The 13,917-nt window shown below is 72.7% G+C and carries 14 protein-coding genes; 7 read left to right on the top strand and 7 right to left on the bottom strand.

Features of this window, described 5'->3' with window-relative positions:
• Positions 1–32 precede the first annotated feature (32 nt).
• Together QSK22_RS21095 and QSK22_RS21100 are read left to right on the top strand one after the other, a co-directional pair.
• Positions 33–1,373, top strand: coding sequence for a hemolysin family protein (locus QSK22_RS21095; protein WP_285495990.1), 1,341 nt, complete (start codon positions 33–35; stop codon positions 1,371–1,373).
• Positions 1,373–2,389, top strand: coding sequence for a hemolysin family protein (locus QSK22_RS21100; protein WP_285495991.1), 1,017 nt, complete (start codon positions 1,373–1,375; stop codon positions 2,387–2,389). The genes QSK22_RS21095 and QSK22_RS21100 overlap by 1 nt, the downstream gene beginning before the upstream one ends.
• 110 nt (positions 2,390–2,499) lie before the next feature.
• Here the strand turns inward: QSK22_RS21100 and QSK22_RS21105 are convergent, their stop codons facing one another.
• From QSK22_RS21105 to QSK22_RS21115, 3 genes are all read right to left on the bottom strand, one after another.
• On the bottom strand, positions 2,500–2,889 hold the full coding sequence (locus QSK22_RS21105) for a cupin (RefSeq protein ID WP_285495992.1): 390 nt from the start codon (positions 2,887–2,889) through the stop codon (positions 2,500–2,502).
• A gap of 179 nt (positions 2,890–3,068) precedes the next feature.
• On the bottom strand, positions 3,069–3,320 hold the full coding sequence (locus tag QSK22_RS21110; RefSeq protein WP_285495993.1) for a hypothetical protein: 252 nt from the start codon (positions 3,318–3,320) through the stop codon (positions 3,069–3,071).
• Positions 3,321–3,500: 180 nt separating this feature from the next.
• Positions 3,501–3,884 carry an ATP-binding protein gene (locus QSK22_RS21115; RefSeq protein ID WP_285495994.1) on the bottom strand — a complete coding sequence of 128 codons (384 nt, stop codon included), beginning with the start codon at positions 3,882–3,884 and terminating at the stop codon, positions 3,501–3,503.
• Between the two features lie 127 nt (positions 3,885–4,011).
• On the opposite strand from QSK22_RS21115, the gene QSK22_RS21120 reads away from it, so the two are divergent.
• Entirely contained in the window at positions 4,012–4,758 is a 747-nt protein-coding gene (locus QSK22_RS21120) for a GntR family transcriptional regulator (protein ID WP_285495995.1), read from the top strand.
• 82 nt (positions 4,759–4,840) lie between these two features.
• Here the strand turns inward: QSK22_RS21120 and QSK22_RS21125 are convergent, their stop codons facing one another.
• A complete protein-coding gene (locus QSK22_RS21125; RefSeq protein ID WP_285495997.1) occupies positions 4,841–5,245 on the bottom strand; it encodes a nuclear transport factor 2 family protein in 405 nt (134 codons plus the stop codon).
• Between the two features lie 388 nt (positions 5,246–5,633).
• On the opposite strand from QSK22_RS21125, the gene QSK22_RS21130 reads away from it, so the two are divergent.
• On the top strand, positions 5,634–6,014 hold the full coding sequence (locus QSK22_RS21130; protein WP_285495998.1) for an SHOCT domain-containing protein: 381 nt from the start codon (positions 5,634–5,636) through the stop codon (positions 6,012–6,014).
• Positions 6,015–6,178: 164 nt separating this feature from the next.
• On the opposite strand, the gene QSK22_RS21135 is transcribed toward QSK22_RS21130, so the two are convergent.
• From QSK22_RS21135 to QSK22_RS21145, 3 genes are read right to left on the bottom strand one after another with little or no spacing between them, the layout of a single operon-like run.
• Positions 6,179–6,775 (bottom strand): LysE family translocator, encoded by a 597-nt coding sequence (locus QSK22_RS21135; RefSeq protein WP_285495999.1) that lies wholly within the window; start codon positions 6,773–6,775, stop codon positions 6,179–6,181.
• Positions 6,772–8,574 carry a glutamine--fructose-6-phosphate transaminase (isomerizing) gene (gene glmS, locus QSK22_RS21140; protein WP_285496000.1) on the bottom strand — a complete coding sequence of 601 codons (1,803 nt, stop codon included), beginning with the start codon at positions 8,572–8,574 and terminating at the stop codon, positions 6,772–6,774. Before glmS ends, QSK22_RS21135 begins: the two co-directional genes overlap by 4 nt.
• A 20-nt stretch (positions 8,575–8,594) precedes the next feature.
• A complete protein-coding gene (locus tag QSK22_RS21145) occupies positions 8,595–8,864 on the bottom strand; it encodes a hypothetical protein (RefSeq protein ID WP_285496001.1) in 270 nt (89 codons plus the stop codon).
• Here QSK22_RS21145 and QSK22_RS21150 point away from each other — a divergent pair.
• The 3 genes from QSK22_RS21150 (at position 8,863) to QSK22_RS21160 (ending at position 13,848) form a co-directional block, all read left to right on the top strand.
• Complete coding sequence (locus tag QSK22_RS21150) at positions 8,863–9,108, top strand: hypothetical protein (protein ID WP_285496002.1); 246 nt, start codon at positions 8,863–8,865, stop codon at positions 9,106–9,108. The two genes, QSK22_RS21145 and QSK22_RS21150, sit on opposite strands and share 2 nt — an antisense overlap.
• Positions 9,109–9,274: 166 nt before the next feature.
• Positions 9,275–10,282, top strand: coding sequence for a cation diffusion facilitator family transporter (locus QSK22_RS21155; RefSeq protein ID WP_285496003.1), 1,008 nt, complete (start codon positions 9,275–9,277; stop codon positions 10,280–10,282).
• 83 nt (positions 10,283–10,365) lie between these two features.
• Entirely contained in the window at positions 10,366–13,848 is a 3,483-nt protein-coding gene (locus tag QSK22_RS21160) for a coiled-coil domain-containing protein (RefSeq protein ID WP_285496004.1), read from the top strand.
• Positions 13,849–13,917 lie beyond the last annotated feature (69 nt).

Consider the following 13,917-nt stretch of genomic DNA (forward strand, 5'->3'; position numbering starts at 1 on the left):
TCGGACCCCAGTCATAGACCCGGTGCCCCGTGGTGAGCGCGGCGCTGGGTGTGCTGGCCGTGGTGCTGCTCACCGCGGCCACCGGGTACTTCGTCGCCCAGGAGTTCGCCTACGTCTCCGCCGACCGGTCGCGGCTGAGCCAGGCCGCCGAGCGCGGCGACAAGGCCGCCGCCCGGGCCGTGAAGGTCCTCGGCCGCCTGTCGTTCATGCTGTCGGGCGCACAGCTCGGCATCACCATGACCACGCTGGTGGTCGGCTTCATCGCCAAACCCGCCCTGGCCGAGCTGATCGAGCCGCTGCTGCCGCTGGTGGGCGTGCCCGCCGGGGCCGCCGGCGCGATCGCCCTGGCGACCGGCTTCGTCCTGGCCACCCTCATCCAGATGCTGCTGGGTGAGCTGTTCCCCAAGAACCTCGCGCTGGCCCGCGCCGAGTCGCTGGCCCGCGCCCTGGCCTCGTCCACGCTCGTCTACCTGGCGGTGTTCGGCCCGCTGATCCGGCTGTTCGACAAGTCGGCCGAACGGCTGCTGCGGGCGGTCGGCGTCGAACCGGTGCAGGAGCTGCACGGCGGCGCCACCCTGGAGGAGCTCGGCGACATCATCGGCCGCTCGCACAGCGCCGGGCACCTGCCCGCCGACCTGTCCGGGCTGCTGGAACGCGCCGTCACGTTCGGCGAGCGCACCGCCGACGAGGTGATGGTGCCGCGCACCCGCGTCCGGGCGCTGTCCGGCGACGCCCCCGTCTCCGACCTGGTCGAACTGATCCGCCGCACCGGCCACACCGCCTACCCCGTCTACGACGGAGAGGTCGATGACGTGATCGGCGTGGCGGGCGTGCGGGAGGTCGCCGACGACCGCCTCGACCCGGCCACCCCGGTCCGCCGGATCGCCCGGCCCGCGCTGCTGGTCCCCGGCAGCCAGCCGCTGTACGGGGTGATCGAGCGGATGCGCGAGACCGGCGAGGAGTTCGCCTGCGTCGTCGACGAGTACGGCGGTCTGGCCGGCATCCTCACCTTCGAGGACGTCGCCGAGGAGCTGGTCGGCGAGATCGCCGACGAGACCGACGTGCACGAGAGCGTCCCCGCCGCCGGCCCCGACGGGTCGTGGCTGGTGGACGCGGGCATGCGGATCGACGAGATCGTCCGCCTGACCGGGCTGGCGCTGCCCGAGGACGAGGTGTACGACACCCTCGGCGGGCTGGTCATGGCGCGGCTGCGGCGCCTGCCCGCGCCCGGCGACCGGGTCACCGTCGATCTCGACCCGGCCGGCCGCGCCGAGATCGAGGTGGTCAGCGTGGCGCGCCGGGTGGCCCGCCATGTGCGGCTGCGCGTCCTCGCCCCGGACATGGCCACCGACATGGCGGCGGTGGAGTCTTGATGGACCCGCTGACCACCCTGCTGATCACCGTCCTGCTCCTGCTCGGCAACGGCTTCTTCGTCGCCGCGGAGTTCGCGCTGGTCGCCGCCAACCGCGGCCAGCTGGAACGCGCCGCCGCGCGCGGCAGCCGCCCGGCGGCCGCCGCCCTGGCGGGGACGCGGGAGCTGTCGCTGATGCTGGCGGGCGCCCAGTTCGGCATCACCATGTGCTCGCTGGGCCTGGCGATCGTCACCGAACCCACGTTCGAGCACCTGCTGGAGCCGCCGCTGCACGCGCTGGGCGTCCCCGAGGCCGGCGCCAGGGCGGTCGCGTTCGCCACCGCCCTGGCCGTCGTGACGTTCCTGCACATGGTCGTCGGGGAGATGGCGCCCAAGTCGTGGGCGATCGCGCACCCCGAACGCTCGGCCGTGGTCCTGGCCCTGCCGTTCCGCGCGTTCGCCAAGGTCTCCCGGCCGATCCTGTCGCTGCTGAACGCCACGACCAACGCGCTGCTGCGCCTGGCGCGCATCCCGCCGCGCGACGAGCTGGAGGAGCACACCGACCCGCAGTCCCTCAGCCACCTGGTCGGCGAGTCCCGCCGCCTGGGCCTGATCGGCCGGCACGACCACGAGCTGCTGCGCCGGGCCATCTCGGCGCGGGAGGTCACCGTCGACCACCTGGTGGTCCCGGCCACCTCGGTCACGACGATCGCCGCCGACGCCACCGCGGCCGACGTCCGCCGCGTCGCGACCGCCAGCGGCCACAGCCGCCTGCTGGTCCGCGACGGCGACGGTGCGGTGGCCGGCATCGTCCACGTCCGCGCCGCCGTGACCAACCCCGACGGCACCCGCACCGCCGCCGACCTGGCCCACCCGGCCCCGGCGCTGGTGGCGGGCACGACCGTCCTGGACGCGGTCACCCTGATGCGCCGGGCCCGCGCCCAACTGGCCGTGGTCAACTCCCCCGGCGGCGACTACATGGGCATCGTCACCCTGGACGACCTGCTGGCCGAGCTTTTGGCCGCCAACCCGCACTGACCGGCGAGTCCCGCCCGCGCCCGGCCCTGCCCCGGCGCGGGCGGCCCTCCGGCACACGGCATGGCGCCGCCGGTCCCGCCGGTGACCCGCTTGGACGGCGCACCGGCCGTCTACGCTTCGGCCCGCTCCTCCACCCGACTGCCGCGCGGCATGGTGACGGCCATGATGCTGCTGGGCGTGACCAGCTCGATCCGGTGCCACCGCCCGCGCGGGACGATGGCGGCGGTCCCGGCCGTCAGGCTGATCTCTTCCTCCTGTTGGCCCGCCCGCTCCGGACGGAGGCAGAGGCGGATCTTCCCGATCAGGCAGGACACGACCTCCTCGGCCTCGGGGTGAACCTCCCAGTGGTCGGCGCGGACGTCGGCATCGGTCTTGGCGTGGAAGGCCCGCAACCGCCAGCCGTCCTGGTCGATGTCCGCTGTCTTGCTGTCGGCGCTGATTCGACCGCCCTGCTGGAGACGGATGGAGCACGCGAGGAGATCGATCGGAATGACCGCCATGCCGGAACGCCCTTCCTGCGCTGGTAGCAGAGCCGGGGACACTGGTTCTACGCCAGCCATCCTCAAGCTTCCGCACGCCACAATCACCCGCCACCCGTCGCACGTCTGGCCGAGATCACGCACCATTCGGCGCCCAGGATCTGCGCATCGTCCGAAGGCACCCCGCGCACCGCCGGGCCCTACGACATGTACCGGTGGGGCCCCTCCGGCAACCTCGGGTCGGCACCGTGAACGTCCGCCCCCTGACGAGCACGGACGATCTGCTCGCCGATGTGCGCGGGCGTCCGCCCCTCCAGCAGGCGTCCGGCGTACAGCGCCCACCAGCGCCGCGTATAACAGCCGAACCACACCTGCACACCCGGAAAGTCGCGCTCCAGCGCCGCGAGCTCCCTCTGCCACGCGGCAGCGTCCTGCCGATAGGTGTCAGACACGGTGTCCTCCGATTGCGTTGAGACAGGGATGCACGGCCAGCGGCAGCAATTCCAGGTTTGGCCGGACCGTGCAGCAGGTGACATCTCTCAGTTGAGCGCCCACCCGAGAACCGCGCGCACATGGACAGCGAATGCGAGCGGCGAGTCCCTGCTGTCTGCGGAACGTGAAAGTTCGCGGCTTCATGAATCTCGCCAGATGAATTCGGCCCACATGGTTTGCCCGTCGGTGTCCACGACGTGGCCGAAGTTGTCGGCACATGCCTCGACGATGAGCAGGCCACGGCCGTACTCAGCGGTTTCATCCGGCATGCCGGGCCTCGACCAGCCGCCGTCTCCTGAGTCGGTCACGGCAAGGCGCGTGTACCCGGTGCGGACGGTGACAGCCACGGTGAGTTTGCCGCCATCGCCACCGCTGGGGGTGTGGCGCAAGGAATTCGCGGCGAGTTCGCAAACGACAAGTTCGGCGTCGTCGGCGCGGGGCGTGTCACCGAGCAGGCTGCGCACGAACACCCTGATGGCAGGCACCATGGACGGCAACCCCGGGTAGGTCTGTGTCCATTCCATGGCACGACACCTCTCACTGTGATCGCTTGCCGACTCTCGGTAAGCTGAGTACTCAGGTTGCGACCTGAGTACTCAGGTTGTCAAGCTGTCCTGAGCAACCGCTCGCAACCGTCACCCCGGAGTTCCTATGCAGCCCGCCTACCTGCGGATCGCCGATGATCTGCGGCGCCAGATCGTCGCCGGAAGGCTGGCGCCGGGCGACAGGATTCCCAGTCGGCACCAGCTCGCGCGGCAGTACGACGTGTCCGACCGCGTCGCCGTGGAGGCCGTACGCCTGCTGATCTCCGAGGGGTATGTCGAATCACGGTCGGGGTCGGGCACGTACGTGCGTCGACGTCCCGCCGTGCGCCGGTTGACGCGCTCCTGGTATCGCGAGGCCCGCGGCCGTGCCGACAGCCCGTTCCGCGCCGACATGGAGGCGCAGGGGCGCGCCGGAACATGGCGGTCGAGTTCGCAGAGCGACACGGCCCCGCCCGCGGTGGCGGAGCGGCTGGGCATCGCCGAGGGCGATCCCGTGATGCGCACCCATTACGTGTTCCTCGCCGACGACGAGCCCGTCATGCTCTCCACGAGCTGGGAGCCGCTGGAGCTGACCCGCGGCACGTCCGTCATGCTCCCCGAAGAAGGCCCGCATGCGGGCGCCGGCGTGGTCGCGCGGATGCGCGCGATCGGCCACGAGATCGGCATGGCGAACGAGGTCATCACGGCGCGGGCGATCACCGCGGCCGAGGCCGAGGAGCTGGACGAGCCGGTCGGCTCCATCGTGATGGTGATCCAGCGGACGTACTCGACCGCCGAGCGGCCCGTGGAGACGGCCGACATCATCGTCCCGGTCGACCGGTACGAGCTTTCCTACGTCATCCCCGTCGAGTGAGGCGCGCAGGGCGTGCGGTGAGTGCGATCGGGTGGGGAGGCCGCGCAGGAAAATGACGCGCGGCCCGGGTCTCGGGAGAAGATCAGGTCAGGGCTTCGGTGATCGCGGCGCGGTCCTGGTATTCGCGCCAGCGCACGATGCGTCCGTCCCGAGCCTGCAGGACCAGCACGAACGCGGCCTGCGCTCGTGTGCCGGCGCCCGCAAGCGCGGCCACCATCTGGTATTCGACGATGATCACTTCCGGGGCGGCGGTCTCGTGGATCACCACGTCCCGGATTTCCTCGACTTCGAGGGGAAGGGCCTCGCGGCCCGCCCGCGTCATGGCCAAGACCGCGTCCCGGCCCTCGGTCCTGCGGTGCCCGGCGGGGGCGAACGGCTGTTCCACGACGACGTTCTCGGCCAGCATCCCCTCGTCCAGGCCGGCCTCACCGGCGAGGACGTTGCGCTGGAAGCGGGCGAACAGGTCCCGCGGGGTCGGTGTGGACATGGGGCGGTTCCTTCGACGACCCTAACCTGAGTGATGACTCAAGAAAAATATGAGTCTCCACTCATCTTTGTCAATGGGCGGACGAACGACACTGGGCAGGCCCATGCGCACCGCCGCCGAGGAGGTGTGCCGCGCATCGGCGCTGAGTATGCGCCCCGCGCCTGGGCACTCACCCATTACACGAGGTGAGAGGAAGGATCTCCGCCGGGCCGTGGGCGATGCCCGGCATGGGGGCCGAGCGCATGGCATGGCGTCGTCGGCGGCGGCGCGGGGAGCGGAGAGATCCCTGTGGGCCGCGGCGTGTGGTCCTCGGGCGCCGGACCCCGGCACCGGATGTGCGGCGGCGCGCCGTCACGTCGCGCGGCGGATTCGACGACAGGACGAAATCATGAATTATCCGTTGCTCAACGCGTTTCTGACCATGCTGTGGCTGTTCCTGCTGGCCCTGTGGTTCCTGCTGCTGTTCCGGGTCATCACCGACGTGTTCCGCGACGACTCGCTCAACGGCTGGGCCAAGGCCGGCTGGACGATCTTCGTGATCGTCCTGCCGGTCGTCGGCGTGCTGACGTATCTGGTCGTCCGGGGCAGGGGAATGGGCGATCGGGAGGTCGCCGCGGTGCGTGCGCGCGAGGCCCGGTTCCACACTGCCATGGCAGGTCGCGTCCCGAGTCAGGCCGAGGAGCTCGACCGGCTCGCCGCGCTCAAGGAGCACGGCGATCTCACGGCGGAGGAGTACCGGCGCGCCAAGGCCAAGGTTCTGACCGGGTGAACCGCGCGGCCGACGGGTGGCCTGGCAGACCGCGAGCGGACGACGGGGAACGCGCGTCCGTGAAACCAACATGACATGCCGGTGGGGGTCGTCCGCCTCGGGGCGCTCGTCGGCCGTCTCTACGCCGAGCGTCGTTCCCGGTGACCGGGAACGACGCGGGACCGTCAGGGGTGCAGGGCCAGGCGGGCGGCGAAGGCCACAAACGCCGTTCCGGACAGGCGGTCCAGGGCACGGCGCAGGGAGCGGCGGCGCAGCCAGTGCCCCAGGCGGTCGGCCAGGACGGCGATCGCCGTGCACCACAGGAGGCCCTCGGCGACGTGGACGCCCGTCAGCAGCAGGCTCCACGCGGCCACGGGGGCGTCGTGCGGGACGAACTGCGGCAGCAGCGACACGTAGAAGACGCCCACCTTCGGGTTGAGGGCGTTGGTCAGCAGGCCGCGCAGGAAGTGGCGGCGGCCTGGCGGCTCGACGGCGTCGTCGGCGTCGGCGCGCTGGAGCAGCAGGCGGACGCCGAGGTAGAGCAGGTAGCAGGCGCCCGCCCAGCGCACCGCCGTGTAGAGGGTCTGCGACGCGGCGAGCACGGCGGACAGGCCCAGGCCGGCCGCGGCGCCCCACCACAGGCAGCCGGTCTGGATGCCGAGGGCGGCCAGCAGGGCGGGGCGGCGGCCGTGGGCCACGGCGGTGCGCAGGACGAGCAGGGAGTCGGGGCCCGGCATGAGCGTCAGCAGGGCCGCGACGCCGGCGAAGGTCAGGACGGTCATTCGACTGTGACGCTCTTGGCGAGGTTGCGGGGCTTGTCGACGTCGTGGCCCAGGGCGACGGCCGCGTGGTAGGCCAGCAGCTGCAACGGGATCGTCAGCAGGATCGGGTCGAGTTCGGGTTCGTTCTTGGGCACGACCAGGGAGTCGTCGCCCAGGTCCCGGTGCCCGACCGTGACGACGCGGCCCTTGCGGGCGCGGATCTCGCCGAGGGTGGACAGGTTCTTGTCGCGCAGCTCGTCGTCCGGGACGATCGCGACGGTCGGCAGCTCGGGGCTGACCAGCGCCAGCGGCCCGTGCTTGAGCTCGCTGGCCGGGTAAGCCTCGGCGTGGACGTAGGAGACCTCCTTGAGCTTCTGCGCGCCCTCGCGGGCGACGGGCCAGCCGCGGACGCGTCCGATGAACAGCATGCTGCGGTAGGTCGCCAGGTCGGCGGCGAGCGCGGCGATCCGGTCCTCCTGGGCGAGGATCTCGGTGATCTGGCCGGGCAGCGCGCGCAGCCCGGCGGCGATGCGGCGGCCGTCGGCGGGCGACAGGTCGCGGATGCGTCCCAGGTGCAGGGCGAGCAGGGCGAACACCACGGCGGTGGAGGTGTACGCCTTGGTGGACGCGACCGAGATCTCAGGGCCTGCGTGCAGGTAGACGCCGCCGTCGCACTCGCGGGCGATGGCGCTGCCGACCGCGTTGACGACGCCGAGCACCCGTCCGCCCTTGCGCCGCAGTTCCTGGACGGCCACGAGCGTGTCGTAGGTCTCGCCGGACTGGCTGACGGCGATGTACAGCGTGTCCGGCTCGACGACCGGGTTGCGGTAGCGGAACTCCGAGGCCGGTTCGGCGTCGGCCGGGATGCGGGCCAGCTCCTCGATGAGCTGGGCGCCGACCTGCCCGGCGTAGTACGCCGAGCCGCAGCCGAGGATCTTGACGCGGCGGACGCCGCGCGCCTCGCGCGGGTCGAGGTTGAGACCGCCGAGGTGCGCGGTGTGGAAGCGGTCGTCGAGCCGTCCGCCGAGCGCGCGTTCGACGGCGGCGGGCTGCTCGTGGATCTCCTTGCGCATGAAGTGCGTGTAGCCCTCGGCGTCGTAGGCCGCCTCGTCGGTCTCGATGACGGACGGCTTCTTGCTGGTCGCGCGGGCGTCGAGGGTGGAGGTGCGGAAGCCGTCGGCGCGGACGGTGGCCAGTTCGCCGTCGTCCAGGTGGACGACCTGGCGGGTGTAGCGGACGAGCGCCGCCACGTCGGAGGCGGCGAACATCTCCTTTTCGCCGATGCCGAGGACGACCGGGCTGCCGTTGCGGGCGACGACGAGCACGTCCGGGTGGCGGGTGTCCAGGACCGCGATCCCGTACGTGCCCACGACCTGCGACAACGCCTCGCGCACGGCGTCCTCCGGCTCGTCCGCGCCGGACCGGGCGATCAGGTGGGCCAGCACCTCGCTGTCGGTCTGCGAGGTCAGGACGACCCCGTCGGCCTCCAGTTTGGCGCGCAGCTCGTCGGCGTTCTCGATGATCCCGTTGTGCACGACCGCGATCGGCCCGGACACGTGCGGGTGCGCGTTGACGTCGCTGGGCTCGCCGTGGGTGGCCCAGCGGGTGTGGCCGATGCCGGTGCGCCCTTTGAAGCGGGCGGGCAGCGCGGCGGCCAGTTCGGCGATCCGCCCCTTGGCCTTGCGGACCTTGAGTTCACCGGAGCGGGCGATGACGGCCAGGCCCGCCGAGTCGTACCCGCGGTACTCAAGGCGCGTCAGTCCCTCGGTCAGGACGGGAACGGCGTCCCGGGGACCGACGTAGGCAACGATTCCGCACACGATGTCTCCGTTTGAGGCGTTTATCCGTAGATGATGCGACGCAGCTGGCGCAGCGAGAGTTCGGGCGGCGCCACCCGCCGGGACGGCAGCTCGGCCGCGATGCGCTCGAAGATCTGGTCGTTGGTCAGCCCGCGCGCCCGCAGCTCGCCATGCCTGCGCCGGACGAACTCCTCCACCGGCTCGCCGAAGTACGCCAGCACGTCGGCGATGACGCGGGCGGCCTCGCCGGGCCGGAGCGGGCTGGTGCGGCACAGGTGGGCGACGAGCTCGTCATGGGGGTGGGCGGCCATGACCAACAATCTTGCCGATCCCACCCGCTCAACGCCAACATTCTTGCCCGATATCGGGCAGGCATCGCCGCAAAGCGGTCCTCGAAGCGGCAGTTTCACCACGCCCACCGGTCAACGAACACCCGGTGCCGTGGCCCTGCTCGAGACCACCCGGCCGACGCGGATTGCGAAGCACCATGTTCGGCCGCGTTCGCCGCGTCAGCCGCTGCACAAGACGGCGATCACCGATGGCGGGGGTCGGTGACATGGGCCTGCTCGGGGCCATCGGTCCGCAGACGGCCACGACCGGACCGCTTTCCCGGACGGCATCCCGATTCGCGCGGCTCGTGCATCTGCGAACGATGTGCCGCTGCCTGACCTGCGTTGTTGTCGAGATGCTGCAATCCGATCGGTGAGTCATGGTGAGGGGTATGAGCGGTCATCACCATCACGGACACCGGCACGGAATGGGGGCGCGCGTCACCCATCTGCTGCGGCCGCATTCGCACGAGGCGCACGACAAGGTGGATTCCGCGCTGGAGTCGAGTGCCGAGGGGATGCGGGCGCTGTGGATCTCCGTGGCCGGGCTCGGGCTGACAACGGTGCTGCAAGCGCTCGTGGTCGTGGTGTCGGGGTCGGTCGCATTGCTGGGGGACACGTTGCACAACGCGGCGGACGCGTTGACCGCCGTCCCGCTGGCCGTGGCGTTCCTTGTGGGCAGGCGTCCCCCTACGCGCCGCTACACCTACGGCTACGGCCGCGCCGAAGACCTCGCCGGAATCGTCATCGCGGTGGCGATCGCCGCGTCCGCCGTAGGGGCCGGGTACGCGGCGGTCCAACGGCTCACCCATCCGCAGCCGGTGTCGCACCTTGGGGCGGTGGCGCTGGCCGGGCTGGTGGGCTTCGTCGGTAACGAACTCGTCGCCCGCTACCGCATCCGCGTGGGGCGCCGCATAGGCTCGGCCGCGCTCGTGGCGGACGGCCTGCACGCGCGCACGGACGGGTTCACGTCCCTGGCCGTGCTCCTTGGCGCGGGCGGGGCGTCCCTGGGCTGGACGTGGGCAGACCCCGTCGTCGGCCTCGTCATCACCGCGGCCATCCTCCTGGTGCTGCGGCAGGCCGCCCGCGAGATCTGGCGCAGGCTCATGGACGCGGTCGACCCGGCGCTCGTGGAACGGGCCGAAACCGTCCTGGCCGCCACCCCGGGTGTGCTGGGCGTAGGCCAGGTGCGGCTGCGCTGGGTGGGGCACCGGCTGCGCGCCGAATGCGACGTCGTCGTCGATCCGGGGCTCGACGTGGTCGCGGCACACCGGGTGGCCGTGGACGCCGAGCACGGCCTGATGCACGCGCTGCCCCGGCTGGCGGGCGCCGCCGTCCACGCCGACCCGCAGCCACGTGACGGAATCGACCATCACGCCGTCCTGACGGGGCATCGTTGATCGGCAACGTATGAGACGTTAGTCCCGGGACGGATAGGAGACATACGGGCGCGAGCCGAATCGGAAGCAGCGGGATGGCGGCGGTGGAGCAGTCAGGACAGGGCAGCGGAACCAACGACGACACTCCGCAGGCCGAGCGGCTGCGCGCGGCCGTCGAGGAGACCTACGGGCCGCTCACCGAGGCGTACGAGCGGCCGGAGGACACCGGTACGCGCCCGGCCTACGTCGACGCGCTGCGCGCCTTCCGTGAGCGGCGCGTCGTCGGCGACTGGGACGAGCTGGCGCGCCTGCTGGTCGCTCCGGCGTCGCTCGGCACGTCCGTAGTCAGACTGGTCGAGGCGGCGCGGGGCTCCGCCGACGCCGCGCAGGAGATCGTCACGCCCCTGCTCGCCCGGGGCGAACGCGTCCTCCTGCTGGCGCCCACCGCCGGCGAGGTCGAGCAGATCGCGGGCGGCTACGCCGACGACCACGGCACCTTCGTCGTCCGGCTCGACACGGCAGCCGAGCCGCAGCCGCAGGGCTCGGAAGGGACGCTCCCGCTGCAGCCCGCCACCGAGGAGAAGCCCGCCGGCTCCACCGGCACCGCGCCCCTGCCCACGGTGGCCGACGCGCCGTCCAGCGGATCACCGGCACCCGAACGCGCCGCCACCATCCGCCCGGTCGGCGAGGCGTGGCGGCAGGCGTGGCAGACCGAGATCCGCTTCCTGCGCCGCGGCCTGGTGTGGCTGGAGCAGTGGCCGCGGGACGCCGCCGCCCTCGAATCCCTGCGCACCGAGGACCGGCGCCGCCGCGCAGAGGTCGACGCCCGGCGCACCGGCCTGCGCACCCGCATCGACGAGCTGCGGACCGCCGTCGGCGCGGCCGAGCAGGCCGTCGCGGAGGCCGGCCGCGAGGACGAACGGCTCGCCGCCGAAGTCGACCGCATCACCGCCGAGCTGGTGGAGCCGCGCGCCGAGGCGCAACGCCTCCAGGCCGCGGCGGACGCGGCGGCGGCCGCCGCCGACCGCCTCTCCCAGGCCGCCGACGCCGCGCAGGCCCACTGCGCCCAGATCGACGCCCGGCTCGCCCACGCGCGCACCGAACTGCAGGCCGCCCGCGAGCAGGAGATCACCCTCGCGGACCAGCTGGAGAAGGCGCATCAGGAACTGCCCGTCGCCGGCGCCGAGGCCGAACGGCTGCAGGCCGCCTCCGCCGACGCCGCCGCCGAGGCCCATGCCGCCTACTACCGGGCCGTCTCCGCCGAGTCGGCGCTGTCGGCACGGCGCCGCACCCTGACCCTCGGCCAGCGCCTGCACGTCGCCGCCCCGCCGCCCGACCTGCGCGACCTGCGCGCCGAGGCCAAGGCCCGCAAGCGCGAGGCCGACGACGCCGCCGTGCGCGCCGCCGAGGCCAAGCAGGCCGCCGAGCGGGCGGAACTGCGCCGCTCCGGGCTGATCCGGTTCGTCAACGAGGGCGGCGCCGGGCTGACCGCCGCCCGCCAGGCCCAGCAGAGCCTGGACGCCGAGATCATCCGGCTGACGGCCGAACGCGAGACCGCCGCCGGCGACTACCGGGAACGCGCCCGCGAGGCCGCCGAGGCCGTCGACCGGGCCACCCAGGCGTCCAGCGCGGCCCGGCACGCGCACCAGGCCGTCCGCCTGATCGAGGAGCGCCTCGCGGCCGCCCGCACCGCCCGCCAGGAGGCGCAGGCCGCGGGCGAACGCAGCCGCGCCCTGGCGGCGACCGCGGCGCAGCGCCTGGCGGACGCCGAAGCCGAGTTGGCCGACCTGGAATCGGCCGCCGAGCAGGAGCAGGCCGCCCGCGCCGCCGAACTGGCGTCCGCCGAGGAGACCGCCCAGCGCACTCGCGAGCACGTCCAGGACTTCTGCGGCACCGACCCCGCCGACGCCGCCCCCGACCGGCTGGAGACCCACCAGCGGCGCGCCATGGAACGGATCGAGCAGCTCACCGGCTACCTGGAGGCGGGCGAGCACGACGCCTCAGGCGAGACCGCAGACATCCTCCTGCGCACCGCCGACCTGGTCTGCGCCGTCCCGCTCGCCGCCGCTGCCGCCCTCCCTGCGTCCGCCGAGTACGACACCCTGGTCGTGACGGGCGCCGAAGCCGTCACCGACGCCCAGTTCCTGGTAGGCGCCGTCCGCACCCGCAACTGGATCCTCCTGGGCGACCCCACCCGCCCCCCGGAGGACACCGACGAGCCCACCCTTCCCGGCACCCCCTTCACCCGGTGTGCGGAGCAAGCCCCCCACCTGCTCCACCGCCACACCACCGCGGACCCGACCCCCAGCACTCCAGCGGAGCCCGCTTCCGAGGAAGACGCACCCACGCCCACCCCCGCCCACGAAGCCGAGACCGCCGAACCCCCAGCAACACCCGCCGACGCGAGCACGCCTTCCGCCACCCCCGGCGCCGATAAGGTCGAGCCCGCGCCCAACAACGGGGCCGCCGACGAGGAGGCCGCCTCCGCCCGCGATGCCGAGGCCGTCACCGAACAGTCGGCCACACCCGACGCCGTGGCCCTCGGCAGTGAATCGGACCCCGAAGACACGATCGCGGCCACTGACACCCCCGCAGACGACTCCCCGCCCAGCGCCACCGCCGCTGAGGACACACCCGCACCAGAGGCCGCCGCACACTCGACTCCACCCGCCGACACAACCACGCCCCTACCCACCCCCACGCACAAGACCTCCCCCAACGCGACCAGCACCGCAGACACACCCACGTCCGCGCACGAACCAAAAGCCGCCGCACACTCGACTCCACCCGCCGACACGACCACGCCCCTACCCACCCCCACGCACGACTCCTCCCCCAGCGCCACCAGCACCGCGGACACACCCGCGTCCGCGCACGAACCAAAAGCCGCCGAAGACCCGACCGCACCCGCCGACGCGACCAGGCCCCTCCCCGCCTCTACCGCCAGCGGGGATGAGCCCACGCCCGCCAAAGCAACCGTGGCCATGCCCACCCTGACGGACGACGTCCCGTCCAAAAGCGCCCCCGCTCACACACCCGAGCCAGAACCCGCACCCGACTCGTCCCCCGCCACCGAACAGGCGGCCTCACCCACCGCCGAGGCAGACTCCGCGTACCCCACTGCGGCAGACGTCACCACGCCGGACGCACCCGCCCCCTACACCGCAGCCGAACCCCAGACCACGCCCGCTCCCACGCAACCCACCGACGTCCCCGAGCCACCTGCCGTAGTCGGGACCACCGCGCCCGTCCCCGCACCTGCCGAAGCCGAGTCCGTGTACCCGACCGCGGCAGACGTCACCATGCCGGACGCACCCGCCCCCTACGCCGGGGCCGAAGACGCACCCCCACCCGCGCAGACCACCGACGACGCCGAACCGCCCAGCACAGCAGACGCCACCACACCTGTCGCGTCAGACCCCGCGTACCCCACTGCGGCAGACGTCACCATGCCTGACGTCTCCACTCCCCAGGCCGGAGCCGACGACGCGCGTCCGGCCACCGAGGCGCTCCCCCCGGACGAGCCCGGACCAGCCTCCAACTCCCAGGAGGAGCGGCCGGCCGACCGCAACACCGGAAATCAATGAGGTGACGCCCCGCGCATACGCGAAAGGGCCCGCCCTTCCGGGCGGGCCCTTTGGATGCTGCGCGCAGAC

This window comes from Actinomadura sp. NBRC 104425, assembly GCF_030269545.1.
Taxonomy (GTDB): domain Bacteria; phylum Actinomycetota; class Actinomycetes; order Streptosporangiales; family Streptosporangiaceae; genus Spirillospora; species Spirillospora keratinilytica.

Excerpts from the sequence above, each read along its gene's own strand:
- QSK22_RS21100 (WP_285495991.1), top strand. The coding sequence starts at position 1,373 with ATGGACCCGCTGACCACCCTGCTGATCACCGTCCTGCTCCTGCTCGGC.
- QSK22_RS21105 (WP_285495992.1), bottom strand. The coding sequence starts at position 2,889 with ATGGCGGTCATTCCGATCGATCTCCTCGCGTGCTCCATCCGTCTCCAG.
- QSK22_RS21115 (WP_285495994.1), bottom strand. The coding sequence starts at position 3,884 with ATGGAATGGACACAGACCTACCCGGGGTTGCCGTCCATGGTGCCTGCC.
- QSK22_RS21120 (WP_285495995.1), top strand. The coding sequence starts at position 4,012 with ATGCAGCCCGCCTACCTGCGGATCGCCGATGATCTGCGGCGCCAGATC.
- QSK22_RS21125 (WP_285495997.1), bottom strand. The coding sequence starts at position 5,245 with ATGTCCACACCGACCCCGCGGGACCTGTTCGCCCGCTTCCAGCGCAAC.
- QSK22_RS21130 (WP_285495998.1), top strand. The coding sequence starts at position 5,634 with ATGAATTATCCGTTGCTCAACGCGTTTCTGACCATGCTGTGGCTGTTC.
- QSK22_RS21135 (WP_285495999.1), bottom strand. The coding sequence starts at position 6,775 with ATGACCGTCCTGACCTTCGCCGGCGTCGCGGCCCTGCTGACGCTCATG.
- QSK22_RS21150 (WP_285496002.1), top strand. The coding sequence starts at position 8,863 with ATGACCAACAATCTTGCCGATCCCACCCGCTCAACGCCAACATTCTTG.
- QSK22_RS21145 (WP_285496001.1), bottom strand. The coding sequence starts at position 8,864 with ATGGCCGCCCACCCCCATGACGAGCTCGTCGCCCACCTGTGCCGCACC.
- QSK22_RS21155 (WP_285496003.1), top strand. The coding sequence starts at position 9,275 with ATGAGCGGTCATCACCATCACGGACACCGGCACGGAATGGGGGCGCGC.